At 46.9% G+C, this 14,718-nt stretch carries 21 protein-coding genes; 19 read left to right on the top strand and 2 right to left on the bottom strand.

The window, feature by feature from the left end:
* The first annotated feature begins 1 nt into the window (after position 1).
* The 15 genes from map (at position 2) to ACFORK_RS27405 (ending at position 9,903) form a co-directional block, all read left to right on the top strand.
* Positions 2-754, top strand: coding sequence for a type I methionyl aminopeptidase (gene map / locus ACFORK_RS27475; protein ID WP_379205165.1), 753 nt, complete (start codon positions 2-4; stop codon positions 752-754).
* Positions 755-765: 11 nt separating this feature from the next.
* Entirely contained in the window at positions 766-1,074 is a 309-nt protein-coding gene (locus ACFORK_RS27470; RefSeq protein WP_379205163.1) for a hypothetical protein, read from the top strand.
* 2 nt (positions 1,075-1,076) lie between these two features.
* Positions 1,077-1,292, top strand: coding sequence for a translation initiation factor IF-1 (gene infA / locus ACFORK_RS27465; protein ID WP_006212898.1), 216 nt, complete (start codon positions 1,077-1,079; stop codon positions 1,290-1,292).
* A gap of 93 nt (positions 1,293-1,385) precedes the next feature.
* Positions 1,386-1,499 (top strand): 50S ribosomal protein L36, encoded by a 114-nt coding sequence (gene rpmJ, locus ACFORK_RS27460; protein WP_003322638.1) that lies wholly within the window; start codon positions 1,386-1,388, stop codon positions 1,497-1,499.
* 19 nt (positions 1,500-1,518) lie between these two features.
* Positions 1,519-1,887 carry a 30S ribosomal protein S13 gene (rpsM, locus tag ACFORK_RS27455; protein WP_379205160.1) on the top strand — a complete coding sequence of 123 codons (369 nt, stop codon included), beginning with the start codon at positions 1,519-1,521 and terminating at the stop codon, positions 1,885-1,887.
* 19 nt (positions 1,888-1,906) lie between these two features.
* The gene (gene rpsK / locus ACFORK_RS27450) at positions 1,907-2,302 is read left to right on the top strand and encodes a 30S ribosomal protein S11 (protein ID WP_066367554.1); all 396 of its coding nucleotides are present in this window, start codon (positions 1,907-1,909) and stop codon (positions 2,300-2,302) included.
* Between the two features lie 130 nt (positions 2,303-2,432).
* A complete protein-coding gene (locus ACFORK_RS27445) occupies positions 2,433-3,377 on the top strand; it encodes a DNA-directed RNA polymerase subunit alpha (RefSeq protein WP_066367546.1) in 945 nt (314 codons plus the stop codon).
* A gap of 33 nt (positions 3,378-3,410) precedes the next feature.
* A complete protein-coding gene (gene rplQ / locus ACFORK_RS27440; RefSeq protein WP_066367544.1) occupies positions 3,411-3,776 on the top strand; it encodes a 50S ribosomal protein L17 in 366 nt (121 codons plus the stop codon).
* Between the two features lie 184 nt (positions 3,777-3,960).
* Complete coding sequence (gene truA / locus ACFORK_RS27435; RefSeq protein WP_379205156.1) at positions 3,961-4,752, top strand: tRNA pseudouridine(38-40) synthase TruA; 792 nt, start codon at positions 3,961-3,963, stop codon at positions 4,750-4,752.
* 193 nt (positions 4,753-4,945) lie between these two features.
* Entirely contained in the window at positions 4,946-5,383 is a 438-nt protein-coding gene (rplM, locus tag ACFORK_RS27430) for a 50S ribosomal protein L13 (protein ID WP_066367540.1), read from the top strand.
* Between the two features lie 20 nt (positions 5,384-5,403).
* Positions 5,404-5,796: a 30S ribosomal protein S9 gene (gene rpsI, locus ACFORK_RS27425; protein WP_175370335.1), complete on the top strand. Its 393-nt coding sequence runs from the start codon at positions 5,404-5,406 to the stop codon at positions 5,794-5,796.
* A gap of 180 nt (positions 5,797-5,976) precedes the next feature.
* Positions 5,977-6,669, top strand: a complete 693-nt coding sequence (locus ACFORK_RS27420) for a phosphoadenylyl-sulfate reductase (protein ID WP_379205153.1) — start codon at positions 5,977-5,979, stop codon at positions 6,667-6,669.
* A 38-nt stretch (positions 6,670-6,707) separates the two neighbouring features.
* Positions 6,708-7,880, top strand: coding sequence for a sulfate adenylyltransferase (gene sat, locus ACFORK_RS27415; protein WP_379205151.1), 1,173 nt, complete (start codon positions 6,708-6,710; stop codon positions 7,878-7,880).
* Positions 7,881-7,955: 75 nt separating this feature from the next.
* Positions 7,956-8,729 (top strand): N-acetylmuramoyl-L-alanine amidase CwlD, encoded by a 774-nt coding sequence (gene cwlD / locus ACFORK_RS27410; protein ID WP_379205149.1) that lies wholly within the window; start codon positions 7,956-7,958, stop codon positions 8,727-8,729.
* Between the two features lie 61 nt (positions 8,730-8,790).
* On the top strand, positions 8,791-9,903 hold the full coding sequence (locus ACFORK_RS27405) for an Mrp/NBP35 family ATP-binding protein (RefSeq protein ID WP_379205147.1): 1,113 nt from the start codon (positions 8,791-8,793) through the stop codon (positions 9,901-9,903).
* A 75-nt stretch (positions 9,904-9,978) separates the two neighbouring features.
* Here the strand turns inward: ACFORK_RS27405 and gerD are convergent, their stop codons facing one another.
* A complete protein-coding gene (gene gerD / locus ACFORK_RS27400; protein ID WP_379205145.1) occupies positions 9,979-10,668 on the bottom strand; it encodes a spore germination lipoprotein GerD in 690 nt (229 codons plus the stop codon).
* A 129-nt stretch (positions 10,669-10,797) separates the two neighbouring features.
* Here gerD and ACFORK_RS27395 point away from each other — a divergent pair, with 129 nt between their 5' ends.
* Positions 10,798-11,388: a KinB-signaling pathway activation protein gene (locus tag ACFORK_RS27395; protein WP_379205253.1), complete on the top strand. Its 591-nt coding sequence runs from the start codon at positions 10,798-10,800 to the stop codon at positions 11,386-11,388.
* 168 nt (positions 11,389-11,556) lie between these two features.
* Positions 11,557-12,360, top strand: coding sequence for a PPK2 family polyphosphate kinase (locus ACFORK_RS27390; RefSeq protein ID WP_379205143.1), 804 nt, complete (start codon positions 11,557-11,559; stop codon positions 12,358-12,360).
* Positions 12,361-12,419: 59 nt separating this feature from the next.
* On the opposite strand, the gene pdaB is transcribed toward ACFORK_RS27390, so the two are convergent.
* Positions 12,420-13,226, bottom strand: a complete 807-nt coding sequence (gene pdaB / locus ACFORK_RS27385) for a polysaccharide deacetylase family sporulation protein PdaB (RefSeq protein WP_379205140.1) — start codon at positions 13,224-13,226, stop codon at positions 12,420-12,422.
* Positions 13,227-13,336: 110 nt separating this feature from the next.
* Here pdaB and ACFORK_RS27380 point away from each other — a divergent pair, with 110 nt between their 5' ends.
* Positions 13,337-13,948, top strand: a complete 612-nt coding sequence (locus tag ACFORK_RS27380) for a stage II sporulation protein M (RefSeq protein ID WP_379205138.1) — start codon at positions 13,337-13,339, stop codon at positions 13,946-13,948.
* Positions 13,949-14,120: 172 nt separating this feature from the next.
* Positions 14,121-14,351, top strand: a complete 231-nt coding sequence (locus ACFORK_RS27375) for a hypothetical protein (protein WP_066367494.1) — start codon at positions 14,121-14,123, stop codon at positions 14,349-14,351.
* Positions 14,352-14,718: the final 367 nt, after the last annotated feature.

Below are 14,718 nucleotides of genomic sequence, written 5' to 3'. Positions count from 1 at the left end.
AATGATCATATGTAAGTCCGAACAGGAACTTGCCTTTATGAGGGAAGCTGGTCGAATTGTTGCCGAGAGTCACCGTTTGATATCACAGGCTATTGAGCCAGGGATCACAACCGGAGAGCTCGACAGAATTGCAGATCAATACATTCGCAGTCAAGGTGCTGTGCCGTCTTTCAAAGGTTACAACGGTTTTCCTGCCAGCATTTGCGCTTCAGTCAATGAACAATTGGTGCATGGATTTCCGGGTAAACGCAAGCTGATCGAAGGCGATATTATTTCGCTGGATATCGGCGCAGAGTACCGCGGTTATCACGGTGATTCCGCCTGGACCTACGGGGTGGGCAGCATTTCCGAAGAGGCTCAGCGTTTGCTGGACGTTACGGAGGGCTCCCTGTACGCAGGACTGGCGTTAGTTAAGCCGGATGTGCGCTTGTTTACAATCTCCCACGCCATACAGAAATACATTGAAGAAGCCGGGTTTTCGGTGGTACGCGAGTATGTTGGTCATGGCATTGGGGCAGAACTGCATGAAGAACCGCAAATTCCGAATTATGGCATAGCGGACCGCGGACCAAGGCTTAAACCTGGCATGGTGCTGGCGATTGAGCCGATGGTAAACGTGGGTGAACGGTATGTCAAAACGCTGGAAGATAACTGGACGGTCGTTACGGTAGACGGTTCATTGTGTGCTCATTTTGAACATACAGTAGCAGTTACTCCGGACGGCATGGAAATTTTCACAAAACTGAATGCGTAGGTGATCTTCATTTGAGTACTGGGAGCAGCCCGCAGGTTGGTCAATTGGTGAGAATTCTCAAAGGCAAGGATGCCGGAGAGGCTGCCATTGTTATCGCAGTTGTTGACAGCAGATTTGTATACATTGCCGATGGGGACAAACGGAAGTTTGACGTGCCGAAGAAGAAGAATATTCTTCATCTGGAGCTCATACCTTTCATCAGCAGTGAGGTTGTGGACAGTTTGAAAGAGACCGGAAGGGTGACCAATGGAAAGCTGCGTTTTGCAGTGACGAAGTATGGTGATCCGGAAGGAATAAGCGCGAAAGAGAAAGGAGACTAACTGTGGCTAAGGAAGATGTCATTGAGGTGGAAGGTACGGTCATTGAACCGTTGCCGAATGCAACATTTAAGGTTGAGCTGGAAAACGGTCACCAAATTCTTGCCCATGTATCCGGGAAATTGCGGATGCACTTTATCCGTATACTGACCGGAGACAAAGTCGTCGTGCAGTTATCGCCTTATGATTTGACTAAAGGTCGTATAACTTACCGTAAATAGATGGGAACTACGAAATAAGTTTTGCTCCGCAAAACTAAGCGTATGCTTTCGAACCCAGTTTTACTTATGTAAAACTTTTAGGAGGTAATTAGCATGAAGGTAAGACCTTCTGTAAAGCCCATTTGCGAGAAATGCAAAGTCATCCGCCGCAAAGGGACTGTTATGGTAATTTGCGAAAATCCGAAACACAAACAAAAACAAGGTTAAGAAGGGGGTGTAGCGTAAAATGGCTCGTATAGCTGGAGTGGATTTGCCACGTGACAAACGCGTTGAGATCGCCTTGACTTATATTTTCGGAATCGGTAAAACGACTTCCCAGAAAATTCTTAATGAAACAGGCATTAGCGCTAATACACGTGTCCGTGATTTGACGGAAGATGAAGTCAGCAAACTGCGTGAAACGATCGACAAGACAGTTAAGGTTGAAGGTGACCTTCGTCGTGAAATTTCCTTAAATATTAAGCGTCTGTCCGAGATCGGTTGTTACCGCGGTGTTCGTCACCGTCGTGGATTGCCTGTTCGCGGTCAACGTACCAAAACGAATGCCCGTACCCGGAAAGGCCCGCGTCGTACGGTAGCAAACAAAAAGAAATAATAAGGGGGGATAAGAGACAATGGCTAAACCGAAAAAAGTCGTACGTACCAAACGTCGCGACCGTAAAAATATCGAGAGTGGCGTGGCACACATTCGTTCCACGTTCAACAACACCATCGTTACCATCACGGATCCTCACGGTAATGCAATTTCCTGGGCTAGCTCCGGCGGCCAAGGATTTAGAGGTTCCCGTAAATCGACTCCATATGCAGCGCAAATGGCAGCCGAGACAGCAGCGAAAGCCGCTATGGAACACGGCATGAAATCCGTTGAAGTTATGGTTAAAGGACCGGGCGCGGGCCGCGAAGCAGCCATCCGTTCCCTTCAAGCCGCTGGTCTTGAAGTTAACCTCATTAAAGACGTTACTCCAGTTCCTCACAATGGATGCCGTCCGCCAAAACGTCGCCGCGTATAGTGAAATCAGTATCGTGATTGTGGTATAATTCTGACGCATCTGCTAATAATAGGTGTTTAGGCATACTACATGATGCACCTGATGGGTGACAGTTTCATATAGGAGCGACGTTTGAAGGAGGGGTACACTCGTGATAGAAATCGAAAAGCCGAAGATTGAGACCGTAGAAGCCAATGAAGAAGGAACCTATGGGAAATTCGTAGTTGAACCGCTGGAACGTGGATATGGCACGACTCTGGGGAACTCGCTTCGCCGGATCCTGCTGTCCTCCCTGCCGGGAGCCGCAGTAACTTCGGTCCAAATTGACGGTGTTCTGCATGAGTTCTCCACCATTCCTGGCGTAATGGAAGATGTGACGGAAATCATTTTGAACCTGAAAGCTCTCTCCCTGAAGATTCATTCCGATGAGGAGAAAGTGTTCGAGATTGATGCTGAAGGGGAAGGCGTCGTGACCGCAGGTGATATCCGTGCGGACAGCGACGTTGAGATCCTGAACCCGGATCTTCATATTGCAACGCTGGGACCTGGTGCGAGACTTCACATGCGAATTTTTGCAGGCCGTGGCCGTGGCTATGTCCAAGCGGATCGGAACAAACGCGAAGACCAGCCAATCGGTGTTATCCCGGTTGACTCCATCTACACCCCTATCTCACGTGTTAACTATGTCATTGACAACACTCGTGTTGGGCAAGTAACCAACTATGACAAATTGACGCTTGAGATCTGGACAGATGGTAGTATTAGACCGGAAGAGGCTGTAAGCCTCGGAGCCAAAATTTTGAACGAGCACCTCGTATTGTTCGTAGGACTTACGGATGAAGCGAAAGACGCCGAAATTATGGTCGAAAAAGAAGAAGACAAAAAAGAAAAAGTGCTTGAGATGACAATCGAAGAGCTTGATCTTTCTGTCCGTTCCTACAACTGCCTCAAACGTGCCGGTATCAACACCGTGCAGGAGCTTACCACGAAAACGGAAGAAGATATGATGAAGGTGCGTAACCTTGGTCGTAAATCTTTGGAAGAAGTTCAGGAGAAGCTTGAGGAACTCGGTTTGGGTCTCCGTACAGAAGAATAGCGATCAGATTGCTATAGTAAAGGAGGGAATGAAATGGCATACCAAAAATTGGGCCGTGATTCCAGCGCGCGTAAAGCTTTGTTTCGCGACTTGGTAACGGATCTGTTCTTGTATGAGCGTATCCAAACAACGGAAGCCAAGGCGAAGGAAGTTCGTTCCATCGCTGAGAAACTAATCACTAAAGCGAAAAAGGGCGATCTTCATGCTCGCCGTCAAGTAGCTGCATTTGTACGTCGCGAGACTGTCGATGGCGAACAAGATGCAATCCAAAAATTGTTCTCTGATATTGCTCCTCGTTACACAGAGCGTCCAGGTGGATACACTCGTATCATGAAACTGGGACCTCGCCGTGGCGATGCTGCGCCTATGGTTTACCTTGAGCTGGTAGACCGCGCGTAGTAACGGAGGTATTGATTTCCGGTAACCCCAGAAATCATTTTCCTCGGAAAATGGTTGATGGAAAGATCAGTGTTATTGTGCAGCAGGGGCTTATAGGCCCTGCCGTGCAACTAACCGCGGGAATCGCCTTGTTAGAGTAGAAGGAGCTCCCGCAGGGGCTCTTTTTTTTGTAAAGGAGAATGGAATGCGTAATCTATTGATGAAGGTCAATTATGACGGAACGACTTATGATGGCTTTCAGACCCAGCCACAGGGCAATACGATTCAAGACCGGCTGGAAGAGGCTATACTCAACTTGACGGGCGAAAACCTCAAGATACACGCTTCAGGACGCACGGATGCTGGAGTACATGCTTACGGCCAGCCGTTCAATTTCATCACCTCCTCGCAAATTCCGGTGGAACGCTGGTGTCTGGCCCTGAATGCGAGATTGCCGCAAGATATAGTGGTTACGGAAGCGAGAGAAGTCTCGCTGTCGTTCCATTCCCGGAGAAGCGCAAAGCGCAAGACCTACCGGTATACGATTAACGCGAATCAGTTCCCGGATCCTTTTCAGAGACGCTGGCAGCTGCATCATCCGGGTATTCTGGATGTATCGGCCATGCAGCAGGGATTGGCCCATCTTCTGGGTACGCATGACTTTACTTCCTTTGCTTCAAGGCATTCGACGAAGACTTCACATGTTCGAACGATCTATGAAGCGCATATGGAGGTAGACAGAAGTATGTGCAGGCCGAATCCCCGGGATCAGGGAGTTATTCATGTTTTTATTACCGGAAGTGGGTTCTTGCAGCATATGGTCCGCATAATTATGGGGACGCTGCTTAATGTGGGTGAAGGGAAGTACTCTGCGGATAAAGTAGCACATATTCTGGCAGCCTGCGATCGTGGTGCAGCAGGCCCTACGGCTGTGGCTAAAGGGCTGATGCTGTGGAGTGTAGAATATGAAGAGGCCGATTATAAAAAAGCAGATTGAAGCTTAAGTTTCACTTGCACTTGTGATGCTTATACTGTAAAATAAAAGTTGTGTTTTCTTGATGGCTATCCCACAGCCCCGATCAAGATTACACCAACAAACTGCTTTACACTAACATTCACAATTGTAATTCAATGAGAAACAAGATATACGAAACAGAAGATTTTCGTACGAGAACAAGGAGGAAACATTCATGCGTACCACCTATATGGCGAAGCCAAACGAAGTTGAACGCAATTGGCACATCATTGATGCCGAAGGCAAAACACTTGGTCGTTTGGCAAGCGAAGCCGCTGCTTTGATCCGCGGCAAACACAAACCGCAATTCACTCCACACGTTGATACAGGAGATTTCGTAGTTGTTATCAACGCTGAGAAAATTGAATTGACTGGTAAGAAATTGGAGAACAAAAAGTACTATCGTCACTCGATGCACCCGGGCGGATTGAAAGTTACTACTGCTGGTGAATTGCTTAAGACTAAACCTGAGCGTGTTCTTGAATCTGCTGTTCACGGTATGATTCCTAAGACTCGTCAAGGCAATCAAATGAAGTTGAGATTGAAAGTCTATGCAGGCGCTGAGCATCCACATGCAGCACAAAAACCTGAAGTTTACGAACTTCGCGGATAAGAATAAGGGAGGACAGTTTCATGGCACAAGTACAATACTATGGGACAGGTCGTCGTAAACATTCGGTAGCACGTGTTCGCCTTGTACCGGGTGAAGGACGCATTGTCATTAACAAACGCGATATCAACGAATATTTCGGTTTGGAAACACTCAAACTGATCGTAAAACAACCTTTGAACCTGACTGAAACCCTGAACAGCTACGATGTAATCGTACTGGCTCATGGTGGCGGTATCTCTGGTCAAGCTGGCGCAATCCGTCACGGGATTTCCCGTGCATTGCTGAAAGCTGATCCTGAGTTCCGTCCATCGCTGAAGAAAGCCGGCTTCCTGACTCGTGACCCACGTATGAAGGAACGTAAGAAATACGGCCTTAAAGCAGCTCGTCGTGCTCCTCAGTTCTCGAAACGTTAATTTTTATACAAGAAGACCCTTTTCCTATGGAGATGGGTCTTCTTTTTATATTAGTATTCTCTTATCGATTTGTTTATTTCATCCAAATTTATTGACATCTTCAGGGAAAGTTATATACTATTCCATATAAAAATAGTTGGGATTAATCAAGTTTTTCTATAAGGATGGGGGATATGTTTAATGAACCTGCTTGAAAAAGAAGATTTGATCAAGATCAAAGCTGAAGAACTGGAGAATGCTTCTCCTGAAGAAATCATCCGCTGGGCGGTCGAGACGTTTCCGAATATAACGTTTGCCTGCAGCTTTGGTGCTGAAGATGTCGTGCTGGTGGATATGCTTCAAAAAGTTAGCCCTTCTACAGATATTTTTTACCTCGATACTGACTTCCACTTCCAAGAAACCTATGAGACCCGAGATTTGATTTCCGAAAAATATGGCCTGGAGTTTGTCCGTGTAGCTCCGCAAATCACTCCGCAGGAGCAAGCACTTCAGTACGGTGAAGCGCTATGGAGTACAGATCCCAATCAATGCTGTGCTATCCGTAAAGTTGAGCCGCTTACGCGAATTTTGTCTCAATATGAGGCATGGATAACCGGAATCAGACGCGATCAAGCGCCTACCCGTGCCAATGCCAAAAAAGTCGAATATGATTATAAATTTGGTCTTGTTAAATTTAATCCAATTGCTAACTGGACAAGTGAAGATGTCTGGAACTACATCCGTGAGAACAATGTGGTCTATAACCCACTGCATGACCGTAATTACCCGAGCATCGGTTGTGAGTATTGCACAAGACAGGTTATGCCTGGTGAAGACCCGCGTGCGGGACGTTGGTCAGGTTCTGAAAAAACCGAATGCGGATTGCATAAATAAGGCATACTGCCGCGACAACACAGAAGGGGAGAGTATCAATGACTTCAATACTTCCGCATGGCGGAACATTGGTTAGGCGTGTAGTAGAAGGGGCAGAGCGGGAACAACTGCTGCAAGCCTCTGTTCATAACAAATCCATTGCCATTAACACATGGACAATTTCTGATCTGGATCTTATCGCTGTAGGAGCATTTTCTCCGCTCACGGGATTTCTGAACGAACAGGACTATCAATCTGTTGTGCATAATATGCGTCTGGCTGACGGTACAGTGTGGAGTATACCAGTTACCTTGGCCTTAGACGAAAAAGTAGCGGCAACCCTTAGTATTGGCGAACAGGTAACACTGGTTGGGGAAGAGGACGGTGTAACCTACGGTTTGCTGAACGTTGAAAGTATATATAATGTGGATCAGAACGTGGAAGCACAGAATATTTTCAAGACTACAGACCCTGAGCATCCAGGATTTAGCAAATTAATGTCACGTTCCGCTACCTATGTTGGAGGCCCGATTACAGTATTGAACCGTCCGCAGCCAACGAAGTTCGGAGAATTCTACTTTGACCCCTCGGAGACTCGTAAAATATTTGCGGATAAGGGCTGGAGAACGGTTGTAGGCTTTCAGACACGCAATCCGGTGCACCGCGCCCATGAGTATATTCAGAAGTGCGCTATGGAGGTTGTAGACGCACTGTTCCTGAACCCGTTGGTTGGAGAGACCAAGTCGGATGATGTTCCGGCCAATGTACGGATGAAAAGCTACCTGGTTCTTTTAGAGAATTATTATCCAGAAGATCGAACTTTTCTAGGTGTATTTCCGGCAGCCATGCGTTACGCAGGACCACGGGAAGCGATTTTCCATGCCATAGTACGTAAAAACTACGGCTGCACTCATTTCATTGTTGGACGTGATCATGCGGGAGTGGGCGACTACTATGGAACTTATGAAGCACAGGAAATCTTTGCGAACTTTACCGCTGATGAACTTGGTATAACGCCATTATTCTTTGAACATAGTTTTTTCTGCAAAAAATGTGGCAATATGGCTTCGAGCAAGACTTGCCCGCATCCAGGAGAAGATCATTTGACCTTGTCTGGTACAAAGGTACGAGGGTTGCTGCGTGAGGGTACTTGTCCGCCACCTGAATTCACCCGCCCGGAGGTCGCTCAGGTGTTAATTGAAGGGATGTCACCGGAGGCCTCGGTTCGATAATGCAAAGCCAGTAATAATTGACCCTCTTGTCCCATATAGATGAGTAGAATCTATCGGGACGAGGGGGTCTTTGTTATGTCTGGCCGAAAGAACAGTAAAGTCTCGGTCTGGATCTCATGGAGCAGTATCAGAAAAGGTATGCTCGGCATAGCCTTATTGGCATTGATGATTGGAATCATTGCTTATGATATGCCCACAGCTAAAACAACGAATTATTGGAGCTTACCGTTGTCGGGCAAAGTCATCGCTATAGATGCTGGCCATGGAGGACCGGATGGCGGTGCTGTTAGCCGGGAAGGGCTGATTGAGAAGGATATCAATCTGGCGGTATCTCTTTATCTACGGGATTATCTGCAGCAAGCCGGTGCCATTGTGGTGATGACCCGTGAGGGCGATTACGACTTGGCTCAGAATGATACTAAGGGCTATGCGAAGCGCAAGACAGAGGACCTAAAGCGACGGGTCAGAACGATTGAGGAGAAGCGGGTGGATCTGTTTGTCAGTGTTCATATGAACAGCATTCCCTCCAATCGCTGGAGCGGAGCACAAACCTTTTACTATCCAAATAACAAAGATAACAAGCCATTGGCCGATTTCGTACAGGCTGAGCTAAGAAATACACTGGAGAACACGGATCGTGTGGCCAAGACGGTTAACACGGTGTATCTGCTGAAGGCGCTGAAGATACCGTCCGTGCTTGTGGAAGTCGGTTTTCTGTCGCATCCTCAGGAGTCTCTGCTGCTTGGGGATGATGTATATCAGCGTAAAGTAGCTACCAGTATATACCGGGGAATCCTCCGATACGAGTCGGAGCAGCCGGGTAAGGACTACTCTTCTGCAGAAAGGTAATGCTATAATAAGACAAAAACACCGGAGCATTCCTGTCCGGAGTGAAACTGAGGTGCTTTCCATGCTGACCAGGGAACAAATTCAGGAACTTTTGCAGAACATTAAAGACCCGGAAACCGGAAAAAGCCTTATCGAGCTGCAATTAATTCGTGACATAATGATTAAAGAAGACCGAGTCTCACTTTCCATTGTCTGTCTGGATTCAGAAGAGCAAAAACGCATGGAGTTGGAACAGCAGGTGCGGGATTTGTTGGAGAATGGCGGTGCGGGGAATGTGCATATCCGGCTTAGGGATGCCACAGACTATGAGCGCTCGCTCCATAGGAGTGGCCGTTCCGAGGAAGCTGAAGCGGAGCATGACGTTAAGCTTAAAAAAGGCCATGCGGCCGGTCTTGATGATCATGAGCTAATCAGTCCGGAATCAGGTGTGAAGTTTATTGCTGTAGCCAGTGGTAAAGGCGGTGTAGGGAAATCGACCGTTACAGTCAACTTGGCGGTAGCCCTGGCCCGTAAAGGTAAGAAGGTAGGCCTGATCGACGCTGATATCTACGGCTTCAGTGTTCCAGATATGATGGGCATTGAGGAAGGGCCGGTGGTCGAAGAAGGGACTATCATTCCTGTGGAACGTTTTGGTGTAAAAGTGATGTCCATGGGCTTCTTCATCCGTGAGAACAGTCCTGTCATTTGGCGTGGACCGATGCTTGGCAAGATGCTGCGTCAATTCGTCAGTGATGTAGGCTGGGGAGAATTAGATTATATGTTGTTGGATCTTCCCCCTGGAACAGGTGATGTGGCCCTGGACGTGCATCAGATGCTCCCACAGAGCAAAGAGATCATCGTGACCACTCCGCATGCCACAGCGGCCTTTGTAGCCGCCAGAGCGGGCGCTATGGCTTTGCAGACCGATCATGAGGTGATCGGGGTAATTGAGAATATGTCCTATTACGAATGCTCAGCCTGTGGAGAGAAGGAATACATCTTCGGACGCGGAGGCGGTGCCAGACTGGCGGAGACTTTACATACTGAGCTTTTGGCTCAGATTCCACTCGGGGCACCAGATAATCATATCTCGGAGCCGGATTTCTCTCCTTCAGTATATAAAGCAGAGACAACGGCAGCCTTGTTATTTGCTGAAGTAGCGGACAAGCTGATCGCTAAGTATGAGGAAGAGTAAAGCAATTTCACATAAAAAAGAAGAAGAGGCCATTTCTCCGTTTCGCGGGGGAAAGGCCTCTTTTTTGTATATTATTTAGGATCCGGAATCTTCGCCTCCGCCTCCACCGCTATCTTGTTTTCCACCTTCGCCGCCTTGCCCTCCGCCCTCTTTCTTCTGAGCCTTCGGCTGAAGCTCTTCTTGAACCACGGTCTTCAAAAGATTGAGTACTTCCATGCGGAACAGAGGATTCTGCATCGCATCCTGCATAATGGTCATCGTTTGCTTGCGGTAGTCTGGGGTTTTGGTGAGATCCAGATACATCTTCGTCATTTCTGGAGACTTCATAATTTCCCCAACCGATTTCTGGTACGAAGGGTCCTTGATCAGCTGTTGATGGAGTTCTTTACTTTGTGTATTAATAGCCTTGGCGAACTCACCCGCAAACTTCGGGTCTTTCATGATCTTCTCGAGTTCCTTTTTATACTCCGGCGCTGTCAGGGTATCCTTGACTGCCGTACGAATTTGTTCCGTGGTCTGAAGCGGCATCATTTTCATACTCATTCCGCTCCCACCACCTTCACCACCTCCGGAGCTGGGACTCGAAAGCGCCTCCTCGACTGCCTTTTTCCCATCATCACTTTTTAATATATCAACAACCATGGTCTTCATTTCCTTGTAACTGCCTTGTCCTGAGGAAGAACTGCTTTGCTCGCTTCCGCAGGCCGTCAAGGTCAGAACCAAGCTCAATGTGAAACAGGTGAAGCCCATCGTCCTCCATTTCATTGGCACTGCCCTCCTTTGTAGGATTTTGATATGTAGTATGCCGCTTGAGAATACATTTAATGTCACAGAGCAATGGTTTTTTGACGGTAACCTTGGTAAAATAAATCTGACATGAGGGGGGTGAACTGGCTGAGCATTAAAAAGTGGTTTTATTTATTTTGGACAACGCTGCTTATAGGGGCGGCCGGGGCTGTTATTGCCGGTCTTGCACTACAGGCAGTGAATGGCAAGATTGATTTTAAAAGCACCGCAGATTTTCTGCTGTACCCGCTTATTTTATTGGGGTATGGAATGCTAGTCAGCGTTTATTCCCAGCTTGGTTTTTTCGCTTATCTGATTCTGAATTACATGGGTATCGGTGTATTTCCACGAAAAGCCTGGCAGTACATACAACTGGTGTTGGCCGTGCTCGCCTTGCTGGAACTCGTTTTCTTGCGCTCTGTCGTGGGTGGGGAACGAGACGTAACGTCAGATCTGTTCTTGGGGATTCTGATTCTGTTATCCGCTATTGTTGTGACTTATTTTAAGGTAAGAAGCACGAACTTCTCTGCCTGGATTCCGACTTTTTTCTTTATGACAGCGATTACTATCGTAGAAACCATCGGCGTGCTTCGTATTGGCGTTGACAGTGCCACCGTATTTATTATTGTTCCTTTGATCGCCTGCAATGCCTTCCAAATCCTGATGCTTCACCGTGTTTTGAAGCTCAAGGCTGCCTGAAGGAGAATGTGCTGAACCCCTCGTTTCCTTATCCTGCAAGGAGGCGGGGATTTTTATTTTATGTGGGAAGAACGGTTAAAAACAGAAGCTAGAGGGTAATCTCAGAAAGACGCTGTTATTGCGGATTCATCTTAATGGGGAGGGGAATATATGGGCATTAAGCGCTATATGATAAAAGACACAAATGAAATCTCGCTGAGCAAACTGGATCCGGGTGAAAAGGGGTCGTTCAAATCGAAGGAAGAGGCAAGTGCGGAGACGGAGCGGCTGAAAGAGCGGCTTGCGGAACTTCAGGACATTCTTTTTGCTCAGAAAAAACACTCATTGCTCGTGATCCTGCAAGGCATGGATTCCAGCGGGAAGGACGGAACAGTTAAGCATATTTTCTCGGGACTCAATCCCCAAGGTTTCACGGTCACCAGCTTTAAGAAGCCTACGCTGGATGAAGCGGCGCATGATTTCTTGTGGAGAGTGCATCAAAAGACGCCACCCAAGGGCTATATTTCTGCCTTTAATCGCTCCCATTATGAGGATGTGCTGGTTCCACGTGTACACGGTGGTCTGACCAAAGAAGAATTAAAGAACCGTTTCCGCTATATCCGCCAGTTTGAGGAAATGCTTGTTGAAGAAGGAACGACAATCATCAAGCTCTTTTTGCATATTTCCAAGGAGAAGCAAATGGAGAAAATTCAGGAGCGTCTCCATGATCCCAAGAAACACTGGAAATTTGATGTCAGTGATTTGCAGGAGCGGGAGTATTGGGATGATTACCAGAAGGCGTACGAAGATGTTTTCCGGGAGAGCAGTATAGCAAAAGCACCATGGTATTGGATTCCGGCCAATCACCGGTGGTACCGCAATTATTTGGCTCTATCCATTGTAGTAAAGACGCTGGAGGGTCTTGATCTGAGTTATCCGAAACTGGACACCCCCACACCCGACATCTCGGAGCTCATTTCGCCACGTCATTAAGATTTGAGGATTAGGCCTATTGTGCAGTCAGCGGTACCACAGGGAAGGCAATTCAGGTATTACATGCCAGCTGCATCCTCCAGCCGGTCGTTCAGCCAAGCAGAATCCCGGACTTCCTTGCCTTCAGTGCTGCCTTGGCTCAGAAGCTCGGATACGGTAACGAATTCATAACCTTGGGCGCGCAGCTCATCAATAATTCTGGGGAGGGCCTCGTGTGTCTGTTTACAGGAGTCGCTGGCATGCAGAAGCACGATATCTCCCGGATGAGCTTTTTTCGTCACACGGTTAACGATATTGTCTACGCCGATATTTTTCCAATCCAGAGAATCAGTGTCCCATTGAATCACTTTGTAACCGAGATCGGTGGCCACCTGCAGCACTCTTTTGTCAAAGTCGCCATTAGGCATACGAATCAGATTCGGTTCCTTCCCAGTCAACTCGGTCAATACGGTGTGAGCGGTGCTGATTTGCGTACGAATTTCCTCGTTGCTCAGTGTGCTGTAATTGACGTGCTTGTGCCCGTGACTGCCAATCTCATAGCCCGCATCTTTGATGCTTGTCACAATATCGGGGTGAGTTTTGCTCCATGGCGAGGATAGGAAGAAAGTTGCCTTATCCACTTTTTTGTCTTCCAGCACCTTCAGAATAGGTCCAGGCCTTTTCTCTCCCCAGCTAATATCAAACGTCAGGGCAATCAGCTTCTTCTCCGTCGGTATACTGTAGATCGCGGCAGGGGGGGCGGCTTGAGAAAACACCGTAATATTACCCCTCTCGACATACACTACACCGGCAGCAAGCAGCGCAGCAGCGAAGATATAAAAGAACCTTTTGATCTTCTTGCCGCTAAATACATAAAAAGAATTCATAAATGACAGCGCTCCTCTCCCCAGCAAATGCTTGTTTGTTCTAAATGTATGCTCGTACCGTCATGTTATGACCCTCGGTATGGGGAGATCGCTAATATCAGGAGGTATATATGCTATCGTTCTTCACTTTTGCCAAAGATCTTAAATCTATCCGAAAGGCATTGCTGTTCTCATTGCTGCTATTCGCCCTTGGTATAGTGATAGGTTGGATCGGTACAGAAGGTTTGGAAAAGCTGCTTATGCAGCAACTGGAGGGGCTCAGAACAATTAGTGGAACGCTTAAGGAGTCGTCCAATCCCCAATGGAGCTTCTTTGTATTTATATTTTTGAATAACAGTATCAAAGGTGTTGTCATTATCTTTCTCGGAGCGTTGTTTGGCATACTGCCAGCGTTATTCCTCTTAATCAATGGTGCGGTGATCGGCTATATTGTGCACTTGTCTGCACTTCAAGGTCAGGATTTGTTCTCGTTGATTGTAAAAGGATTGCTGCCGCACGGGATTATCGAGATCCCCGCTATTATTATTGCTTGCGCTTTTGGACTGCAGTTTGGAGCTAGGGTGGTTGCCAGTATCTTCAGAAGATCAGGGAGAAGCGGGGCTAGGGGAGAAGATTGGTCTTTCTTTATGAGACAGACATTAACGGCATCCATATGGATCGTTATCCTGCTGTTTGTTGCGGCTATTATTGAGAGTACAATTACATTTTCTCTTTTATCATAAAATATCTGGGAAATGAGCATAACATTAGAGTCATGTATTTAAGGAAAGTGGGTAAATAAAAGGTAAGCAACTTCAACTGTGCCATACCGGCAAATGAACTACTTTTCTATAACCATCAGTTTCTGCATTTGAGAAATTGTAAAATGAAACCCTTGCGAAGGAGGCCAAGCATATGTTGGGGATGTTGTTCAACGAGAAGGAGTGCAAGGAACTGGACTATGTTTTGCGCAAAGAGCTGGATGAGATGCTGTTAGATTTGAGCGATCAACGCTTGGACCAGAATATCAGGCATGCTATCGCCAACCGCTATAAAACGGTATTTCGTATGTATGCGCGTTTTGCTCCCCAGAAGGAGCTGTCCAAGTATGCTTGGGGCGGGAAGTCCTCACAGTTCAAGCATTAAAGAGAAAGGCAATAGTAAGAGTTAAGACAAATGAAAAAAAAGATAAAATAATAGCTTGACGAAAAGGGGGGCGCCATGATAAATTATATCTCGCGCCCCTTTTGGTTATCAAAAAAGGTGAACGCAGGCAAGAAAAACGAAAAAAACTTTTTTCAAAAAAACACTTGCCAAAAAGCACAACAGTATGATATATTATAAAGGTCGCTGCTGAGACATTAAGCGGCTGACAAACAAGAAATTGATCTTTGAAAACTGAACAACGAGTGAGTATCGAATTCACGCAAGTGAGTTCACAAATGAGAATTTAATTCTCGTCAGATGTTTCAAAATGAGCAATCGCTCTTTTCGATAAGTTTTCGGATGGTTA

This window comes from Paenibacillus sp. GCM10012306, assembly GCF_042649265.1.
Taxonomy (GTDB): Bacteria; Bacillota; Bacilli; order Paenibacillales; family Paenibacillaceae; genus Paenibacillus_AQ.
Note: the sequence above shows the minus strand (reverse complement) of the source record. Positions and strands in the feature narration are given on the sequence as shown.